General features: G+C 34.2%; 17 protein-coding genes. 10 read left to right on the top strand and 7 right to left on the bottom strand.

Annotated elements, in window-relative coordinates; translation table 11 throughout:
* Positions 1–51: 51 nt before the first annotated feature.
* The 5 genes from B0A67_RS04435 to B0A67_RS04415 form a co-directional block, all read right to left on the bottom strand.
* Positions 52–429 (bottom strand): hypothetical protein, encoded by a 378-nt coding sequence (locus B0A67_RS04435; protein ID WP_072955617.1) that lies wholly within the window; start codon positions 427–429, stop codon positions 52–54.
* A 316-nt stretch (positions 430–745) separates the two neighbouring features.
* Positions 746–1651 (bottom strand): LamG domain-containing protein, encoded by a 906-nt coding sequence (locus B0A67_RS04430; protein ID WP_072955639.1) that lies wholly within the window; start codon positions 1649–1651, stop codon positions 746–748.
* Positions 1652–1870: 219 nt separating this feature from the next.
* Complete coding sequence (locus B0A67_RS04425) at positions 1871–2800, bottom strand: LamG domain-containing protein (RefSeq protein ID WP_072955642.1); 930 nt, start codon at positions 2798–2800, stop codon at positions 1871–1873.
* 380 nt (positions 2801–3180) lie between these two features.
* Complete coding sequence (locus B0A67_RS04420) at positions 3181–4221, bottom strand: PLP-dependent cysteine synthase family protein (protein WP_065447924.1); 1041 nt, start codon at positions 4219–4221, stop codon at positions 3181–3183.
* A 69-nt stretch (positions 4222–4290) separates the two neighbouring features.
* Positions 4291–6351, bottom strand: coding sequence for a S9 family peptidase (locus tag B0A67_RS04415; RefSeq protein ID WP_072955646.1), 2061 nt, complete (start codon positions 6349–6351; stop codon positions 4291–4293).
* A gap of 143 nt (positions 6352–6494) precedes the next feature.
* Here B0A67_RS04415 and B0A67_RS04410 point away from each other — a divergent pair, with 143 nt between their 5' ends.
* Entirely contained in the window at positions 6495–6815 is a 321-nt protein-coding gene (locus tag B0A67_RS04410; protein WP_072955651.1) for a YbaB/EbfC family nucleoid-associated protein, read from the top strand.
* Positions 6816–6977: 162 nt separating this feature from the next.
* Here the strand turns inward: B0A67_RS04410 and B0A67_RS04405 are convergent, their stop codons facing one another.
* Positions 6978–7997, bottom strand: a complete 1020-nt coding sequence (locus tag B0A67_RS04405) for a threonine aldolase family protein (RefSeq protein WP_072955654.1) — start codon at positions 7995–7997, stop codon at positions 6978–6980.
* A gap of 538 nt (positions 7998–8535) precedes the next feature.
* On the opposite strand from B0A67_RS04405, the gene prfB reads away from it, so the two are divergent.
* The 9 genes from prfB (at position 8536) to hemN (ending at position 17579) form a co-directional block, all read left to right on the top strand.
* Positions 8536–9634, top strand: a protein-coding gene (gene prfB / locus B0A67_RS04400; protein WP_123887339.1) for a peptide chain release factor 2 whose coding sequence is annotated in 2 segments (ribosomal slippage) — positions 8536–8598 and positions 8600–9634 — 1098 coding nt in all. Because the reading frame shifts where the segments join, the coding sequence is not laid out codon by codon here.
* On the top strand, positions 9635–10489 hold the full coding sequence (locus B0A67_RS04395) for a hypothetical protein (RefSeq protein WP_072955676.1): 855 nt from the start codon (positions 9635–9637) through the stop codon (positions 10487–10489). It begins immediately after the preceding gene.
* 99 nt (positions 10490–10588) lie between these two features.
* Positions 10589–11035, top strand: a complete 447-nt coding sequence (gene msrB / locus B0A67_RS04390) for a peptide-methionine (R)-S-oxide reductase MsrB (RefSeq protein ID WP_072955679.1) — start codon at positions 10589–10591, stop codon at positions 11033–11035.
* A 618-nt stretch (positions 11036–11653) separates the two neighbouring features.
* Positions 11654–12652 carry a UDP-3-O-(3-hydroxymyristoyl)glucosamine N-acyltransferase gene (gene lpxD, locus B0A67_RS04385; RefSeq protein ID WP_072955682.1) on the top strand — a complete coding sequence of 333 codons (999 nt, stop codon included), beginning with the start codon at positions 11654–11656 and terminating at the stop codon, positions 12650–12652.
* Between the two features lie 214 nt (positions 12653–12866).
* Complete coding sequence (locus B0A67_RS04380; protein WP_072955685.1) at positions 12867–14495, top strand: acyl-CoA carboxylase subunit beta; 1629 nt, start codon at positions 12867–12869, stop codon at positions 14493–14495.
* Positions 14496–14616: 121 nt separating this feature from the next.
* Positions 14617–15039: a DoxX family protein gene (locus B0A67_RS04375; protein ID WP_072955688.1), complete on the top strand. Its 423-nt coding sequence runs from the start codon at positions 14617–14619 to the stop codon at positions 15037–15039.
* A gap of 121 nt (positions 15040–15160) precedes the next feature.
* On the top strand, positions 15161–15508 hold the full coding sequence (locus tag B0A67_RS04370; RefSeq protein ID WP_072955690.1) for a hypothetical protein: 348 nt from the start codon (positions 15161–15163) through the stop codon (positions 15506–15508).
* Positions 15509–15621: 113 nt separating this feature from the next.
* On the top strand, positions 15622–16098 hold the full coding sequence (locus tag B0A67_RS04365) for a hypothetical protein (protein ID WP_072955693.1): 477 nt from the start codon (positions 15622–15624) through the stop codon (positions 16096–16098).
* A 119-nt stretch (positions 16099–16217) separates the two neighbouring features.
* On the top strand, positions 16218–17579 hold the full coding sequence (hemN, locus tag B0A67_RS04360; RefSeq protein WP_072955696.1) for an oxygen-independent coproporphyrinogen III oxidase: 1362 nt from the start codon (positions 16218–16220) through the stop codon (positions 17577–17579).
* On the opposite strand, the gene B0A67_RS04355 is transcribed toward hemN, so the two are convergent.
* A complete protein-coding gene (locus tag B0A67_RS04355; protein WP_072955699.1) occupies positions 17576–18277 on the bottom strand; it encodes a sulfite exporter TauE/SafE family protein in 702 nt (233 codons plus the stop codon). The genes hemN and B0A67_RS04355 overlap by 4 nt on opposite strands.
* Between the last annotated feature and the right edge of the window lie 57 nt (positions 18278–18334).

Raw genomic sequence — 18334 nt, 5'->3', positions numbered from 1 at the left:
TGTGAGACAGCTACTTTTTTGTTATCGCTTTTTACTCCGTTTAATATCAACTCAATAAGGCAAATCATCAACCGGGATATTAATAAAATCCGGTTCAGGAGTAACATCAAACTGAACTGCCTGAATATCCTGATGACCTTCCAGCAAAGCCCTAATTATTCTGTGCATTCCATCCATTAAACGTCCATCTGAACATAAAATAATGGGATATTGTAAATCTACTTCCTGAACAAGTTTCATATGATGAAGAACATCTGCACAAGTTGGCAAATTAGTATTGTGTTCAAACCAATAGGGCTCATTTACTTCCTTAATATCAGATAATAAAATATTTTTGACTGGCAACTTTTTGGATAATTCAATTAGTCGATGAACATCCCAGGCTTTTAATCCTTGTTCGCTTTTACGTAAGTTATATTGTTTTCTCATGATATTGTTTAATAATATAATTTACAAAAATAACCCACTTTATCGTTCTTTTGAATTCTTAATCATCAGTAAATAGATATTAATCTGAAAGAATATAGGCTAATTAAAATAAACTATTATATTTGTTACTCCCAGCAAATAATTAATTTAAAATATACTTCTATGCAAACATCAAAATACACGAGATACGCAGTTATCGTTTTGGTAATTCTATTTGTAGTTCTTAGCGTTATTAGCTAAATAAACTGGATACCACATAACACAAGAAAGCCTTCTAAAACTCAGAAGGCTTTTTTTTATGTAAAAATACACGAACTTACTTTTTAGCTGTATTACTAATTTTCAATAAATATGTCCCTTCCGGCAAATCACCAATATTAGAAGCATTACTTCCCATTATTTTTTTTCCTTGCGAGAAAACCTCAACATTTTTAGATCCCATATTTGTCTCAACTGAAGACACAGGAGAAGCTGCTGTTTTTGTTGCAGTTTTAGAAGTTGTTGTTGCCGGAATCCCTTTTTTGACCGTAGCTGAAGCTGAAATCGTTTCAGTTATAGCGGCAGTAGGTTTCGAACTATTATAGGATTCCAAAACTTGCTCATCTGTCATCGCAACACTGTATATCCTGAGGTCATCTATATCTGCATTGATTGCAGTTGTCGCGTTTAGTGCGCCCAGTCTCAAAATATAACCTTTCGTTAAACGCGGAATTCCTTCAGCACTTTTTAATAATTCACCATTTCGGTATATTTTTGAAATAGCACCATCATAAGTGATACTATATTGGTACCAGACTTCTTTTTGCAAAGGAACGGCAACTATCATATTATTGGTATCTCCCCAACCTACAAGACTTAAATCTGAATTTCCGGCAGATGCTGATTGTTGCACCAAACCAAAATATTGCGTATTTACTGCACTACCATAACCCAAAATATAGTTGGCTGAACTGATAGCATTAAATTTTACCCAAATAGATATTGTTCTCTGTTTATTTCCTTGCGGAAGATCACCTACCACGCCCTGCAAAAATTTGTTCGTAAGCCTTTGAGCTCCTTTGGCAACTCCCATTCTATCGTTTACAAAATTGGGAATTCCTAAAAGTGAAATTGTATTATCAGTATTACTTAAAGTTCCGTCGAAAGTGAACTCCTGAACCGGATTTTGAGCATTAGCAGTTAAAAAACTTACGAACATTAATGTCAGTAATAATTTTTTCATATTTAAAGATTTAGGGGATTTAAATGTGTTTATAAAAAACACCAAACTATATTGATAATTGATAAGAGTCAAAAGAGAACAAAACTCTAAAATCAAAAAGCCAACTAAAGTCAAAATTCAGAAGGCTTTTTCACTACTCAAAAAATAATTGCTTACCAAACAACATAAAAAAAATAAAAATTAATTAACTAACAATTTCTATAAACCTGAATTTTGTTTTTAGTTTGAAGTTATTTTTTTAGAAGGTGTATTTGTTATTTTTAACAAATATGTCCCCTCAGGCAAATCATGAATACTCACGCTATTATTATTGTTGCCATAAATTTTTTGTCCCTGTGAGAATACTTCAACATTTTTAGCAGCTTCATTAAGATCGCCTGTTGTAATAATGTTAGATGAAGCCGTTTTTGCAATCATCTTTGTTTTTACTTCTCCTTTTTTTACTGTTTTTGCAACAGCGCCAGACTCGGCAACAGTAAGAGCTTTTACAACGAATTTAGAGCTGTCATAAGATGCTGTAACTTGTTCTGCAGTCAAAGCGACATTATAGATCTTTAAATCATCTATATCTGCATTAATACCTACAGTAGTATTGATTTCTCCTAATCTGAAAATATTTCCTTTGGTAGAACGCGTAATTCCATCAACTGATTTAAGCAATTCGCCATTACGGTATATTTTAGAAATCTTTCCGTCATACGTTATTGTATATTGGTACCAAACGTCTTTTGCAAGAGGTGTCGAAACGATAACATCATTACTCGCCCCCCAGCCTGCCAGACTTAAATCTGAATTTGAAGTAGTCGTTCCCTGCTGCAATAATCCACAATATTGGGCACTATAAGCAGTTCCGTAACCCCATATATAATTGGCAGAAGTAATATCATTTAGTTTGATCCAGATACTTACTGATCGCGCATTATTACCCTGAGGAAGATCATCAATAACAGCTTCAAGAGCTTTATTGGTCAATCGTTGTGCTCCTTTCATTACTCCGGCTCTATCGGTAACAAAATTATTTGTCCCCATAAAAGAGGTCGTATTAGCGGTATTATTTAAAGTCTCATTGAAATTAAACTCCTGAATTGGATTTTGAGCATTAACATTCAAATAACTTACAAACATCAGAGTGAGTAGTAATTTTTTCATAGGTAGTAGATTTAGGGGTATTAAAACACTGTGTCATTTTAACACCACTAAACTAGATTATTATGCATTTGGTCGGAAATTTTCTCGATAACTAACCTAAATAATCGTTCAAATAATCAAAATTGATGATTTTACACGTTCAATTGTATTTAATTATACTTTTAGTAATTTTATTAAAAGTATAAATTAACCTCAGCCAAAATGAATATTTCTTACGTAGAAATACGGTATCCGTAGCCAACCATACAATATTAACATTTGAAACCAAATCATCTTTTACCTCTACATCGTTTGTAATTAGTACTTTAAAAAAAGTAATTCATAAAAAAAGCTCCATCCGAATAAACGAATGGAGCTCCTATATTTTAAAAAGTATCTTACTACTTTACAAATTCAATTTTCTGAACTTCCTCTTCATTGACACTGTCAAAGAAACCTTGTTCGTTCATCCAGTCATCACTAAATACTTTACTCATATAACGAGAACCGTGATCCGGGAAAATAGCGATAATATTACTATCTTTTGTAAACTCACCTTCTTCTGCATATTGTTTGATTGCCTGCATTACGGCTCCGGAAGTATACCCTACAAATAATCCTTCTTTACGAGTGATTTCTCTGGCTGAGTGAGCACTTTCTTCGTCGGTAACTTTGATAAATTTATCGATAATATCAAAATCTGTAGCTGAAGGGATCAGGTTTTTACCTAAACCTTCAATACGATACGGATAAATCTCTTTGTTATCAAATTCTCTTGTTTCGTGGTACTTCTTTAATACGGACCCAAAAGCATCAACACCTAGAATTCTAATATTTGGATTTTGTTCTTTTAGGAATTTTGCAGTTCCGGAAATAGTTCCTCCGGTTCCGCTACAAGCCACAAGATGTGTGATTTGTCCTTTAGTCTGTTCCCAAATTTCAGGACCTGTAGTGTTATAGTGTGCATCAATATTCAATTGATTAAAATACTGATTGATATAAACTGAGCCTTTTGTTTCTTCGTGCAAACGTTTGGCTACATTGTAATAAGATCTCTCATCATCTGCTGAAACGTGAGCGGGACAAACATAAACCTTTGCTCCTAAACTTCTCAACATGTCAATCTTATCTTTGGATGATTTTGAACTTACTGCCAAAATGCAGTTATATCCTTTTATTATACTTACCATTGCTAAACTAAATCCTGTATTACCAGATGTCGTTTCAATGATAGTATCACCTGGTGTCAGGATTCCTTTTTTCTCAGCTTCTTCAATAATATATAACGCTATTCTATCTTTTGAGGAATGTCCTGGATTAAAAGCTTCTACCTTCGCGTAGAAATTACCTTCTAACTCTTCGGTAATTTTATTTAGCTTAATAAGTGGGGTATTACCTATTAACTCTAAAACATTATTATAAGCGTTTATTTCTTCTTTCATAAAAAAATAGTTAATCGAAGGTATTTTAAATACCCTTGATAGGTTGCAAATTTAACAAAAAATTTCTAATTAGCTTTTAATTTTTTCTAAATCTAATAAAAAACTAAATTCTTTTGCTAAGTCTCTTAAAGCCTCAAAACGTCCTGAAGCTCCACCATGTCCGGCATCCATGTTGGTATCTAAAAATAAAAGATTTTTATTTGTTTTTAGATTTCTCAGCTTAGCCACCCATTTAGCTGGCTCCCAATACTGTACCTGAGAATCGTGCAAGCCCGTAGAAACATACATGTTAGGATAGTTTTGCGCTTTTACATTATCATACGGTGAATAGGATAACATATAATCGTAATATTTTTTATTATTTGGGTTTCCCCATTCGTCGTATTCTCCGGTTGTCAACGGAATACTGTCGTCAAGCATCGTTGTAATAACATCTACAAAAGGCACCTGGGCGATTACTCCGTTATATAATTCCGGGGCTTCATTTACGATAACTCCCATCAAAAGTCCTCCTGCAGATCCTCCTTCAGCATATAAATGTTCAGGAGAAGTGTAATTTTCGCTGACTACAAATTTAGAGCAATCAATGAAATCTGTAAAGGTATTTTTCTTTTTTAACAGTTTTCCGTCTTCGTACCATTGTCTTCCTAAATCCTCTCCTCCTCTAATATGTGCGATTGCGTAAACAAAACCGCGATCTAACAAAGAAAGTCGGGTCGATGAAAAATAAGTATCCATTGTGATTCCGTACGAGCCATAAGCATAAAGCAATAACGGATTTTTGCCGTTTTTATTTAATCCCTTACGGTAAATCATCGAAATAGGCACTTTGACCCCGTCTCTGGCAGTTGCCCAGACACGTTCTTCGATATAATTCTCTTTATCAAATTTGCCGCCTAAAACCTGATGTTCCTTTAGGATTTCCTTGGTCTTGGTCTTCATATTAAAATCAATTACAGACGAAGGCGTTGCAAGCGATTGGTAGCTATAACGCAAAACATCAGTATCAAAATCAATATTGGTTGTAGTATAAGCATTGTAAGTCTCGCTGCCAAAAGGAAGATAATAATCAGCCTCACCATTCCATGGCATGATACGAATGTGGTTTAAACCATTTGAGCGCTCTTCAACCACTAAATAGTTTTTAAAAATTTCGATATCTTCCAATAAAACATCTTCGCGATGCGGAATAAGATCTGTCCAGTTTTTCTTTCCGGTTTTATTCTCCGGCGTTTTCATCAACTTAAAGTTCGTCGCCTTATCTTTATTCGTTAAAATATAAAAAGAATCCTCAAAATGAGAAATACTGTATTCTAAACCACGAACACGAGGCTGGAAAACCTCAAATTCACCATCAGGATTGTCAGAATTAAGAATTCTATATTCAGTAGTCAAAGTACTTCCTGAACCAATAACAATATATTTTCTTGATTTTTCTTTGCTTACTGAAACATTAAAAGTATCATCTGTTTCATTAAAGACCAAAACATCAGCTGCAGTATCCGTATTTAGTTTATGCCTGAAAACCTTGTCTGCCCTTAAAGTAACCTCATCTTGTCTGGTATAGAAAATAGTAGTGTTATCATTTGCCCAAACTGATCCTCCGGTAGCATTTTCGATTTTATCTGACAAGACCTCTCCCGTTTCTAAGTTTTTGATCTGAATGGTGTAAATTCTTCTTCCAACTATATCAACCCCAAAACTCGCAAACTTATTATCCGGACTCACACTTAGGCCTCCTAATTTAAAATAAGCCTGACCTTTTGCCAATTCATTACAATTGAATAATATTTCTTCCTCTGCTGAAAGGCTTCCTTTTTTCCTTGAAAATATCGGATAATCCTGTCCTGTCTCAAAACGGGTAATATAAAAATATCCATTATAAAAATAAGGAACTGATGAATCATCTTCTTTAATTCTGCTCTTCATTTCCTCATACAAACTCTCCTGAAGACCTTTTGTATGTGACGTCATACTCTCGTAATAAGAGTTTTCCTGATTCAGATAGTCAATAACCTCAGGATTTTCGCGGTCATTTAACCAAAAATAATTATCGATTCTGGTTTCTTTATGTTTTTTTAATGATTTAGGAATTTCTTTGGCTTTTGGAGCCATTATATCGTTTTGCATTGATTAAGCATTAGTTTTTAAATACGAAGCAGCAAAAATACTATAAACACAACAGAACAGAATTAATATTTTCATAAAATATTCTATTGTTATCATACAGCAATATACTAATTTTGTATGAATTAATTTAAAAATCAACAAAAATGGATTTAATGGGAATGATGGGCAAACTTAAAGAAACCCAACAAAAAATTGAAGATACAAAAAAACGTCTGGATACTGTTTTGATTGATGAACAAAGCGCTGATGGATTATTAAAAGTAACATTAACAGCAAATAGAAAGATAAAATCAATTTCTATTGATGATTCTTTGCTTGAAGATAAAGAACAACTTGAAGACTATCTTATTATAACATTAAACAAAGCAATCGAAAAAGCAACAAGCGTTAATGAACAAGAACTTGATGCTGTTGCAAAAATGGATATGCCAATGATTCCCGGAATGGATAATTTGTTTAAATAGATTAAAAAAGGTACTTTCAAAGGTACAAAGGTTCAGAGTTGCAAAGGTTCAAAGGGCTTTATCTTGCAAACCTGAAGTTTCTGAACAAAAAAAGAGGCCTATTTTGCCTCTTTTTTTTTAAACCTTTGTGCCTTTGAACCTTTGCAACTCTGAACCTCCCTTTTAAAATTTTTGAAGAGTTTCAATCACATAAGTATGCATTACTTCTTTATAATCTAAATGAGTTACAATCCTAAGTTTATTGTGTCCCATTAGACTTATCAAAATATTTTTCTGCTTTAATTTTTCTACCAAAAGCTGATCACTATAACCTTCTGTCAACGAGAAAATCAAAATATTAGTTTCTACAGGTTCTATGTGCGATATCCAGGGCTTTGTACTTATTACAGCTGCAATTTCTTTCGCTCTTCTATGATCTTCTGCTAATCGTTCGATATTATTGGCCAAAGCATACAATCCGGCTGCCGCCAAATACCCTACCTGACGCATTCCACCACCAAGTATCTTCCTGATTCTCAACGCCCTGTGAATATCAGCTTTACTTCCTAACAAAACGGAACCAATTGGTGCACCTAATCCTTTTGACAGACAAACCGAAATAGTATCGAAAATAGCGCCAAATTCTTTCGGATTTTGCCTTTTGGCCACCAATGCATTCCAAATTCTGGCTCCATCTAAGTGGAACTTCAAATTATTAGCATCACAAACCTTTTTTATTTCTCTTAAATCGTCTAATTCATAACAGGCACCACCTCCTTTATTGGTTGTATTTTCTACACAAACCAAACTAGTTAACGGAGCATGATAAAATTCCGGATCATTGATTGCAGCAGCCACCTGACTTGCAGTTATCATTCCTCGATTTCCATCTAATAAACAGCATGAAACTCCGCTATTAAACGAAACTCCTCCTCCTTCATAATTGTAGACATGTGCATATTTATCTGCAATTAACTGCTCTCCGGGTTGGGTATGTAATTTGATAGCGGTTTGATTTGCCATGGTTCCTGACGGAAAAAAAAGCCCGGCTTCCATACCAAAAAATTCAGCTACTCTGGTCTCTAACTCTATAACCGTAGGATCTTGCTTGTATACATCATCGCCAACATGAGCGTTAAACATATACTGCAACATTTCGTGCGTAGGTTTGGTAATGGTATCGCTAATTAAATTTATTTCCATATTCTAAAAAGTATCTCTTTTTTTTGTAGAGCAAAATTACATATTACTTGGAGTTATTCTTTGTAAGTTTTACTAAAATTTAACCTGGCACTTACTATAGAACCAAATTAACGTAATATTTGCAAAAAACATATAAAACGAACACAATATTCTGCATTTAATTTACAATTTTAAAAATTAATTAATCAATTAAAAACACAGCACCCTCCTTATAATCGGGAAATATTAATGAAATTCCTGAGCACGGGAGAGAAAACACTGTATTAAAAACCCTTTTATAAAAAACTGAATTCAAATCATTATAATGTGGCCAAATAAAAATATTCTGCTGTTTTTTATCTTTATGCAAGTTGTATTTGCTTAAATTATCGCTGTCATTATTTGATAGTTACAGTCTTTTCGTTTTCTTTTTTCTCTTGTTAAATTTATTCCTGTAATATAAAAAACTATGCTATTTTTGCAGTACAAAACTACGGATTTAAAATACTTATTTTAATGCCGTATATTTATAAAAAACCTATAAAACTACTATTAATTTATGACAACTACCGAACAAATAAAAGGTATTGTGGAGCGCCTTGGTGCGTTGAGGAGGTATCTTTGACGTTGATGCCAAACTAATTGAAATTGCCAACGAAGAAGAGAAAACCTTCGCACCCGACTTCTGGAACAGTCCAAAAGAAGCTGAAGTCATTGTAAAAAACCTTCGAAACAAGAAAAAATGGATCGAAGATTACAATAAAGCAATCGAACTTACAGATGAATTGCAACTTGCCTATGATTTTTATAAAGAAGGAGAACTTTCTGCAGAAGAATTAGACGAGCACTACAATATAACGCAAACTCATATCGAAAACATTGAGTTCAAAAACATGCTTTCTGACGAAGGGGACAGCTTAAGTGCCGTAGTACAAATTACAGCCGGAGCCGGAGGAACTGAAAGTTGTGACTGGGCAGGAATGCTAATGCGTATGTACATGATGTGGGGAGAAAGTTATGGCTACAAAATAAAAGAACTAAACTTTCAGGCTGGAGAGGTCGCGGGAATCAAAACCGTTACTTTAGAGTTTGAAGGCGATTATTCTTTTGGATATCTCAAAGGAGAAAATGGCGTACATCGCTTGGTCCGAATCTCTCCTTTTGACAGTAATGCCAAACGCCATACTTCATTTGCATCTGTATATGTATATCCGCTTGTTGATGATAGTATCGAAATCGACATTAATCCTGCTGATATCGAAATTACTACTTCCCGTTCCAGTGGAGCCGGAGGACAAAATGTGAATAAAGTTGAAACTAAAGTACAATTGGTTCACAAACCAACCGGAATTCAGATTCAATGTTCTGAAACACGATCACAGCAAGACAACAGACAGCGTGCCATGCAAATGTTACGTTCTCAGTTGTACGAAATCGAATTGAAAAAGCAGCAGGCACAACGCGCCGATATCGAGGCCGGAAAAATGAAAATCGAATGGGGCTCGCAAATACGTAATTATGTAATGCAGCCTTATAAACTAGTAAAAGATGTTCGTACCGGATACGAAACCAGCGATGTCGATGGCGTTATGAACGGAAATATTGATCCTTTCCTTAAAGCGTTTTTAATGATGATGGGGCAAAAAGAGGAGGAATAAATGAATAAATATATCAAAGGTTGTTTAGTAATATTAAGTGTTTTTATTACTCTGGCAGCAATAATGATTGGTTGGTTCTTTTGGTCATCAGATCACCGAAGAAAACAAGCCGAAATTGATGCAGTCGAGTTCTCAAGAGAATGCGACACAGTCAAACTTATTACTGAACAACCTGAGATTCAGTTCGCAAAATTCAAAAAGAATGAAATTAATATTCTTAAGTTTCAGATACTAAAACAAGGGAAATTTATTCAGGACACATTGATTAAAAATGGGTTCAACAAAAGAACCAGTTATGATGAATATAAATCCATCAATATTCCTTATAAAACATTCTTGAAAACAGACACAATTGTAGTCACCACACAAAACAAATTGCATTATTATATCTCGGGCTATCATCATTATGCTTACTTACATTACGGAATGACGGGCTATGTTGGAAGTAATGACTGTAGATTTTCTGATAATCCTACAATTAACAATGAAGTTTTTTTGCGACCTGTACTTTTCAGGGAACACGGTTGGATTAATCCCGAAGTATCAAAACATATTCGTAAAATTAGCGTATCAGATAGTATCGAGTATTATAATTTTGCTAAAAAAAGCAAAATAAAAATAATAGATGCAGATCGTATCCTGAAAGAAAAAAGAAAAAATCAGGTTTTTAGATCAACTACAACTGACGGAATTGAGGTTGGCCCAAAAAATAGTTACTACATATTTGGCGAAGAAACAGAATCAGGAACACTTCCTGATGACTTAGTTCCCAGAAACCTTAAACATTATGTGGTTAAAATAAATTGTGAAACTGGAGAATATAAACGATATGAAAATTATCCATTTGATAATTAATTATTTACTTTTATAAGTAACAGTAAATATTCTTATTACCTTTTAAGTATGTAAAGAATAGTAACTTTATTCAATCTTTTTAAATTTAAAATTACAACTATGATTAAGTGGGCAGATATAATTCGTTTTACGAATAAAGGAAATCCAACTCCGGATAAAAGAGTGGAGAAAACACCTGAAGAATGGAAACAGCTTTTAACGCCGGAAGAATTTCAGGTAGCACGATTAAAAGGCACCGAAAGATCTTTTAGCTCTGAACTTTGCAGTTTATTCGATCCGGGAATTTATGAATGTAAATGTTGTGGCACTTTGCTTTTTGATGCAACCGAGAAATTCGAATCGGGAACAGGCTGGCCCTCTTTTACACAACCGTTAAAAGAAAATGCAATCGCATACCTAGCCGACAAATCATACGGAATGATTCGTGTTGAGGTGGTTTGCAATACCTGCGATGCGCATTTAGGACACGTTTTTCCTGACGGTCCCGAACCAAGCGGTTTACGCTATTGCATTAATGCTATTTCTCTTTCTAAAATAAAAGAATAAAAAATCTAAAAAAGCGATTCCTTCTCATTAAAAGTGAATCGCTTTTTTATTTTAATACTTCGCTAAAAATCACAAAAACACTTCTAATTAAAAAATAATCAAATAAATTATGTAGGTATTAACTTGGTAATAATGAGATTGTTTAAAGTTAAACTAAAAACACATTCGAAAAATAACTGAATCCCAACTCTGATTTTACTTATTTACCAGGAATCAAGTATCAGTATTTTGAAAAAGCTGTATATGAAAAAGAATTACAGTAAACTTACAAAATCCAGACATGCTTGCAGAATCAATTGCACAGACATTTTAAGACGGAAATAGCGCAAAAAGGACTGATTTAAAACCAGATACCATTATAATATTCGTCATTATATTGTAAATTCCGGAGCTTATAAAAAGGCAATCAAAAACTTACAAAAATTTCAACCAAAAAGCTCCATTTATCGCTTATAATTCAAAAAGCATCAACAAATTAATAGATTTTGTGTTAAATTTGTAATATTTAAACTATTATTTAAAATACTATTTAAAAAACTTCAGAATAAGATTAGGTAATTTAAATCTAATTGATTTTATTTGGTGCGAATTAACCCCTAAATCAATTAAATTCATTCGATGAAATCCTATTCAATTCAAGAAATTAATGAAGTTATTAATGGCGTAATTTACGGCACGACTTCACAAACCATAACAGCAACAGAACAATTAGAGAAAGCTACCACCTCTGAAATTTCATTTATAGGGAATAAAAAATATGAAAAATTCTGGGAAGGATCAAAAGCTTCAATTGCAGTTGTAAATGAAGATATTTCGATCGAGCCAGGAAATAATCGTGCTTTTATTAAAGTAAAAAATGCTGATTTAGCGATGTCTCAAATCTTGGCCCTTTTTGCTCCTCCAACTCCAATCTTTCGAAATAATATTCATAAATCAGCAAATGTTGATGAAACGGCTATTATTGGTGAAGGTGCAAGAATTGGTGCGGGTTGTTATATTGGTCCTAAAGTTGAAATTGGCGCAAATGCAACTATTTATCCCAACGTAACGATATTAGATGAGTGTACGATTGGTAAAAACACCATCATCTGGTCAGGAACTGTAGTGCGCGAGCGTTGTCATATTGGCAGCGATTGTATTATTCACCCCAATGCAACAATTGGAGCAGATGGTTTTGGGTTCCGTCCTTGCAGTGAAAAAGGTTTAGTAAAAATTCCACAAATTGGAAATGTAATTATCGGAAACGGAGTTGAAATAGGCGCTAACTCTTGTGTTGACCGTGGTAAATTTAGTTCAACTGTTCTTGGTGACGGATGCAAAATTGATAATTTGGTTCAAATTGGACACAATAGCAAATTAGGTAAATTTTGTATTATGGCCGGAAATAGCGGCTTAGCCGGTTCTGTAACTTTAGGAAACGGTGTAATCATTGGCGGAAGTGCTTCTATAAAAGATCATACTACTATTGGCGATGGCGCTATTGTTGGTGCAGGTTCCGGTGTAGTTGGCGATGTTCCCGCAGGAAAAACAATGTTAGGATATCCTGCTGTTGAAGCTCGTGATGCCTTAAAACAATGGGCCATTTTAAAAAGAATGGTTTGCGATTCTAAAAAATAATCCGATATTAAAATATATAGAAAAAAACAGAAGCCAGACTTCTGTTTTTTTTTGTAATTAATTATCACATTCCGTTTATTGCATTGGGAAACCGGATAAAATTTCAGCTCTCAGGGACACTCTTTTAATTCATATCGATATTATATTTTATTATGTGGGTTTCAATTGATTTTGTAAATTAGCCAACACTATTTTGTAAAAACAACAATATATTATGGATTTAAACTTCAATAAAAACGAAGATCACAATAAACTATTACTTTCTGACTTAAAACAAAGATTCGCCAAAGTAAAATTGGGCGGAGGTGAAAAACGTATCGCAAAGCTACACGCCGAAGGTAAAATGACAGCTCGCGAACGCATCTCTTATTTACTAGATGAAGGTTCTAAAAATATCGAAATTGGAGGTTTTGTTGGAGATGGAATGTATGCTGAACACGGCGGTTGTCCTTCTGGTGGCGTTGTTATCAAAATTGGTTATATAAGAGGCAAACAATGTATTGTTGTCGCTAATGATGCTACTGTAAAAGCCGGAGCTTGGTTTCCTATTACCGGAAAAAAAAATCTTCGGGCGCAGGAAATTGCCATGGAAAATAGATTACCAATTATTTACCTGGTAGATAGTGCGGGTGTTTATTTACCGCTTCAGGATGAAATTTTTCCTGATAAAGAGCATTTTGGCCGAATCTTTAGAAACAATGCTCAAATGAGCAGTATGGGAATCACTCAGATTGCTGCTGTAATGGGCAGTTGTGTTGCCGGTGGTGCTTACTTACCTATTATGAGTGACGAAGCGCTGATTGTTGACAAAACAGGAAGTATATTCCTTGCAGGAAGTTATCTCGTAAAAGCAGCCATTGGCGAAACCATAGACAATGAAACTTTAGGAGGCGCTACAACTCATTGCGAAATTTCAGGAGTGACAGATTATAAAGCAAAGGATGATAAAGACGCTTTAGATAAAATAAAAAATATTGTAGACAAAATTGGCGATTATGATAAGGCTGGCTATAACAGAATCAAAGCTGAAAAACCGGCTCTAGAACCTAAAGACATCTACGGAATTTTGCCAAAAGCGCGAAATGAGCAGTATGATATGATGGAAATCATCAATCGTTTGGTTGATAATTCTGAGTTCGAAGCTTATAAGGACGGTTACGGTCAAACTATAATTACGGGTTATGCCAGAATTGACGGCTGGGCAGTAGGAATTGTTGCCAACCAAAGAAAAGTAGTAAAAACCAAAAAAGGCGAAATGCAGTTTGGCGGTGTAATCTATTCTGACAGTGCTGATAAAGCAACTCGTTTTATTGCCAATTGCAATCAAAAGAAAATTCCTTTGGTATTTGTACAAGACGTCACAGGCTTTATGGTTGGATCAAAGTCTGAACATGGAGGAATCATAAAAGACGGTGCCAAAATGGTGAATGCCGTTAGTAATTCAGTTGTTCCAAAATTTACTGTAATTGTTGGTAATTCGTATGGAGCAGGAAATTATGCCATGTGTGGCAAAGCTTATGATCCCCGATTAATTTTTGCATGGCCAAGTGCAGAACTTGCTGTTATGGGCGGAACTCAGGCTGCAAAAGTTCTGGCACAAATTGAAGCTTCTTCGCTTAAAGCAAAAGGAGAAATTGTGGATGAAGCTAAGGAAGCTGAATTATTCAACAAAATCAAGGCAAGATATGACGAACAGACTTCGCCTTATTATGCCGCTTCAAGATTATGGACAGATGCCATTATCGATCCTTTAGACACGCGTACCTGGATTTCTATGGGTATCGAAGCCGCCAACCACGCTCCTATTCAAAAAGCTTTCAATTTGGGCGTTATTCAGGTTTAGATTTTCATAAATTCATTAAATCCGTTAAAAAATTACCAAAACACTCATTTTAAAGACTTTAAAAATGAATACTTCATTAGAAATTAGTAACTTTATACATAATTTCTAATCACGTAGCATCATGGAAAATGTAAAAAGCTTAAATAAATGGGCCAATGCGCACACTTATTTACCAGTAGATTTAGTACGTATTGTTTTAGGTGTTTTTTTATTTATGAAAGGTGTCTGGTTTATCACCAACATTCAGTATCTGCATGATTTAATTTCGCCAATTGATCAATTTGGCGGCGGTATGTTTCTTGTGCATTACATCGCGCCAGCTCATATGATTGGTGGTATTATGATCGTTTTTGGACTACTTACCCGTTGGGCAATTGCAGCTCAGTTACCAATACTTTTTGGAGCAATTCTCATTAATTTTATGGGACATATGCATTCTGAAAGTTTAATTTTGGCAATAGTAGTGCTACTAGTTTGCATCTTCTTCTTATTTTATGGAAGCGGTAAACATTCAGCTGATTATTACTTCAAAATGCAAAAATAATCTTGTTTTATCCTCAACAATACCTAAAGCAATGTTGAGGATAAAATAATAACACTATTTTTAAAGTTAATTAATTCTTTAAAATTTCTTTAATTGTATTTTATGAGTTAAATTCGCCACCATGAATTGGATTCGTAAAACCGTTATTTTTGTATCACTTTTGATAATTGCCTTTTTTGCCGTTCAGGCGAATGAGTCTGCTATTCAATTTACAGAAAGTCAAAAAACGGATACTAATTTCTCTATAGATCATTCTGATTCATTAGCCTTTATTCAACCACAGGCAAGTTATCAATTTGCAGCAAACATAAAAACCAGCCCTTCTATTTTAGGGAAATGGTTTGATTCTTTATTGATGGTGATTCCTCAGCATAAAGCCGTAAAATCAACATCAAATTTTGCAAACCAATTTGCAACACAGAGCAAAAAAGTACTTTTGATGCTCTATCCCTTCCATTTTTTCTGGTAGACAATTTATGAAGTTCTCATCAGGAAAACAGTCGTTTTCCTAACAAATTGAGCTGTTTTCTATTTTGAAAACGGTTTCCTATTTCATAATAATTTACCAAATTTTAAAACACAATGGAAACAAGTGTAACCATAATTGGTATTGTGATTGCGATCATAGTAGCCATTCCTATTTATTATTCTGCACGATCAAACGCTGCAAACAAATCAAAAATTTTAGGCATAAAAAAGAAATTCAACCCCACACATCCGGAAGAATTTGATCTGACAGAATCTCAAAGCAATAAAACGCTTACCCTGGATCAAAAAAACAGGAGATTTATCCTGATGAATTTCAATCCAAATCAGCAAGAATCTACTTATTTAGATCTAAAAAGTGTTTCCTCAAGTAAATTGGTTTTGACCACTGAAGGTCCTTCGGACACGATTATCAAAATTGACTTTGAATTTCAGGACAAAGACACTGCTAAAAAAACTACAATACCATTCTATGATTTTGACGATGACCGCATCAAACAGATAAGCGCCTATCAAGATCATCAGTTTGCAAAAAAATGGCTTAAAATCATCCAAGATTCTATTTCACGTTAGTTATTTAATTCAAGAAAAGAGGCTCCTGGTGAGTCTCTTTTTATTTGGTATTACATGATATTTGTCATTTTTCTTCCAGCTCATAAATTCTAATTTTGATTGAAACAAATTCCGACTTTATGAAAATCTCACTGACTCAAAAGTACAATGTCCCAGGTCCAAGATACACTAGTTATCCAACAGTTCCGTACTGGAACGAAAGTGATTTCACAGATCAAAAATGGATAGCGTCTTTTCAGAAAGCATTTCTAGAAAGTAATTCTCAAAACGGAATCAGCTTATACATACACTTACCATTTTGCGAAAGCATGTGTACTTTTTGCGGCTGCAATAAACGCATCACTAAAAACCACTCTGTAGAAGAAACGTACATAAATGCAGTTTTAAAAGAATGGGATTTATACTGCCAGTTATTACCGGAAAAACCAATCATCAAAGAGATACATTTAGGCGGAGGAACTCCGACCTTTTTCTCTATACAAAATTTAGAATTTCTAATCAACGGCATCCTTTCTAAAGCAAATAAAGCCGATAACTATGAGTTTAGTTTTGAAGGCCACCCCAACAACACTACCTACGAACACCTTAAAAAATTATATGATTTAGGGTTTCGCCGCGTTAGTTTTGGTGTTCAGGATTATGCTGAAAAGGTTCAGAAAGCCATTCATAGAATTCAACCTTTTCACAATGTTGCCAAAGTAACTTTTTGGGCAAAAGAAATTGGTTATACTTCTATAGGTCATGATATTATATTTGGTCTTCCTTTTCAAACAATTGAAAATGTAATTGATACTATAGAAAAAACCAACTCTCTAAAACCGGACCGTCTGGCCTTTTACAGCTATGCTCACGTGCCCTGGATAAAAGGAAACGGACAACGCGGATTTAATGACGAAAATCTTCCTAAAGATGCTGAAAAAAGAAAATTGTATGAAACCGGAAAACAAATGCTTTCTAAAAACGGGTATCACGAAATAGGAATGGATCATTTTGCCTTAGCATCTGATAGTTTGTATAAAGCAACAACAAACAAAGAATTGCATCGCAATTTCATGGGTTACAGTGCTTCAAAAACACAACTGATGATCGGTTTAGGTGTTTCATCTATTAGCGACAGCTGGTATAGTTTTGCACAAAACACAAAAAGCATAGAAGAATATTATCAATTGCTGGAAGAAAACAAATTACCGGTCGTAAAAGGTCATATACTAAACGATGAGGATTTGATTATTAGAAAACATATCTTAAACCTGACATGTGAATTTGAAACTTCCTGGAATAATGAATTGTATTTTAAAGAAATCCCGGCTGTTTTAGAACATCTGAAAGAAATCGAAAAAGATCAATTGATTACCGTTGAAGAAAATAAGATTAAAATCACAGCTGCAGGAAGACCTTTTGTCCGCAATATCTGTATGGCTTTTGATTTACATTTAAAAAGAAAATCACCGGAAACAAACTTGTTTTCGATGACTGTTTAGTGACAATCAGGAGTTCCTTGTACAAACAAACTCATAGTTGACGGAGAGATATAAGGAATTCCTAAACCAAGCCCTCTAAGGATAAACAAAACACCTATTACTACTGCTACATACGGAATTGCCTTTTGGATCTTATTTCTAAAAGGAAGCTTTATCAATGAATTTACATAAACAACGATCGTCATTAAAGGCACCGTTCCCAACCCAAACAGTATCATATACAAAACCCCAAAACCGGCACTTTGCATTGCAATTGCACCAAATAAGGCAACATAAACCATTCCGCAGGGTAAAAAACCGTTTAACAATCCTATTGTAAAAAGAGATTTATAGGTTTTCTTTTTGAATTGATTTCCCAGACTTGATTTTATCTTTGAAATAATTCTATAAACGGGTTTTGAAAAATTGTATTTGGAAAAAACTTTTTCAGGGACCAATACCACAAGAATCATGGCTACCCCAATAAAAACAGACATTTTTTGTTGCAGTCCGGCCAGAAAAAAGCCTCGTCCCAATAATCCGAAAATTAATCCGATTATTGCATATGCAGTCAATCTTCCTAAATGATAGGTTATCATCTGAGTTACTTTTTTTGCCTCATTCTGATGATCAACAGGAAGCATCATAGCAATTGGACCACACATTCCGATACAATGCAGGCTGCTAATCAAACCTAATATGAAAGCTGAGTATAGCATTCTTGATGTTTTTTTGTTCGGTAAACCGGTATTTTTTTACCAATATTTAACTCCTGT

It is taken from the genome of Flavobacterium aquidurense (assembly GCF_002217195.1).
GTDB classification, from domain to species: domain Bacteria; phylum Bacteroidota; class Bacteroidia; order Flavobacteriales; family Flavobacteriaceae; genus Flavobacterium; species Flavobacterium frigidimaris.
This window is presented reverse-complemented; position numbering and strand designations above follow the sequence as displayed.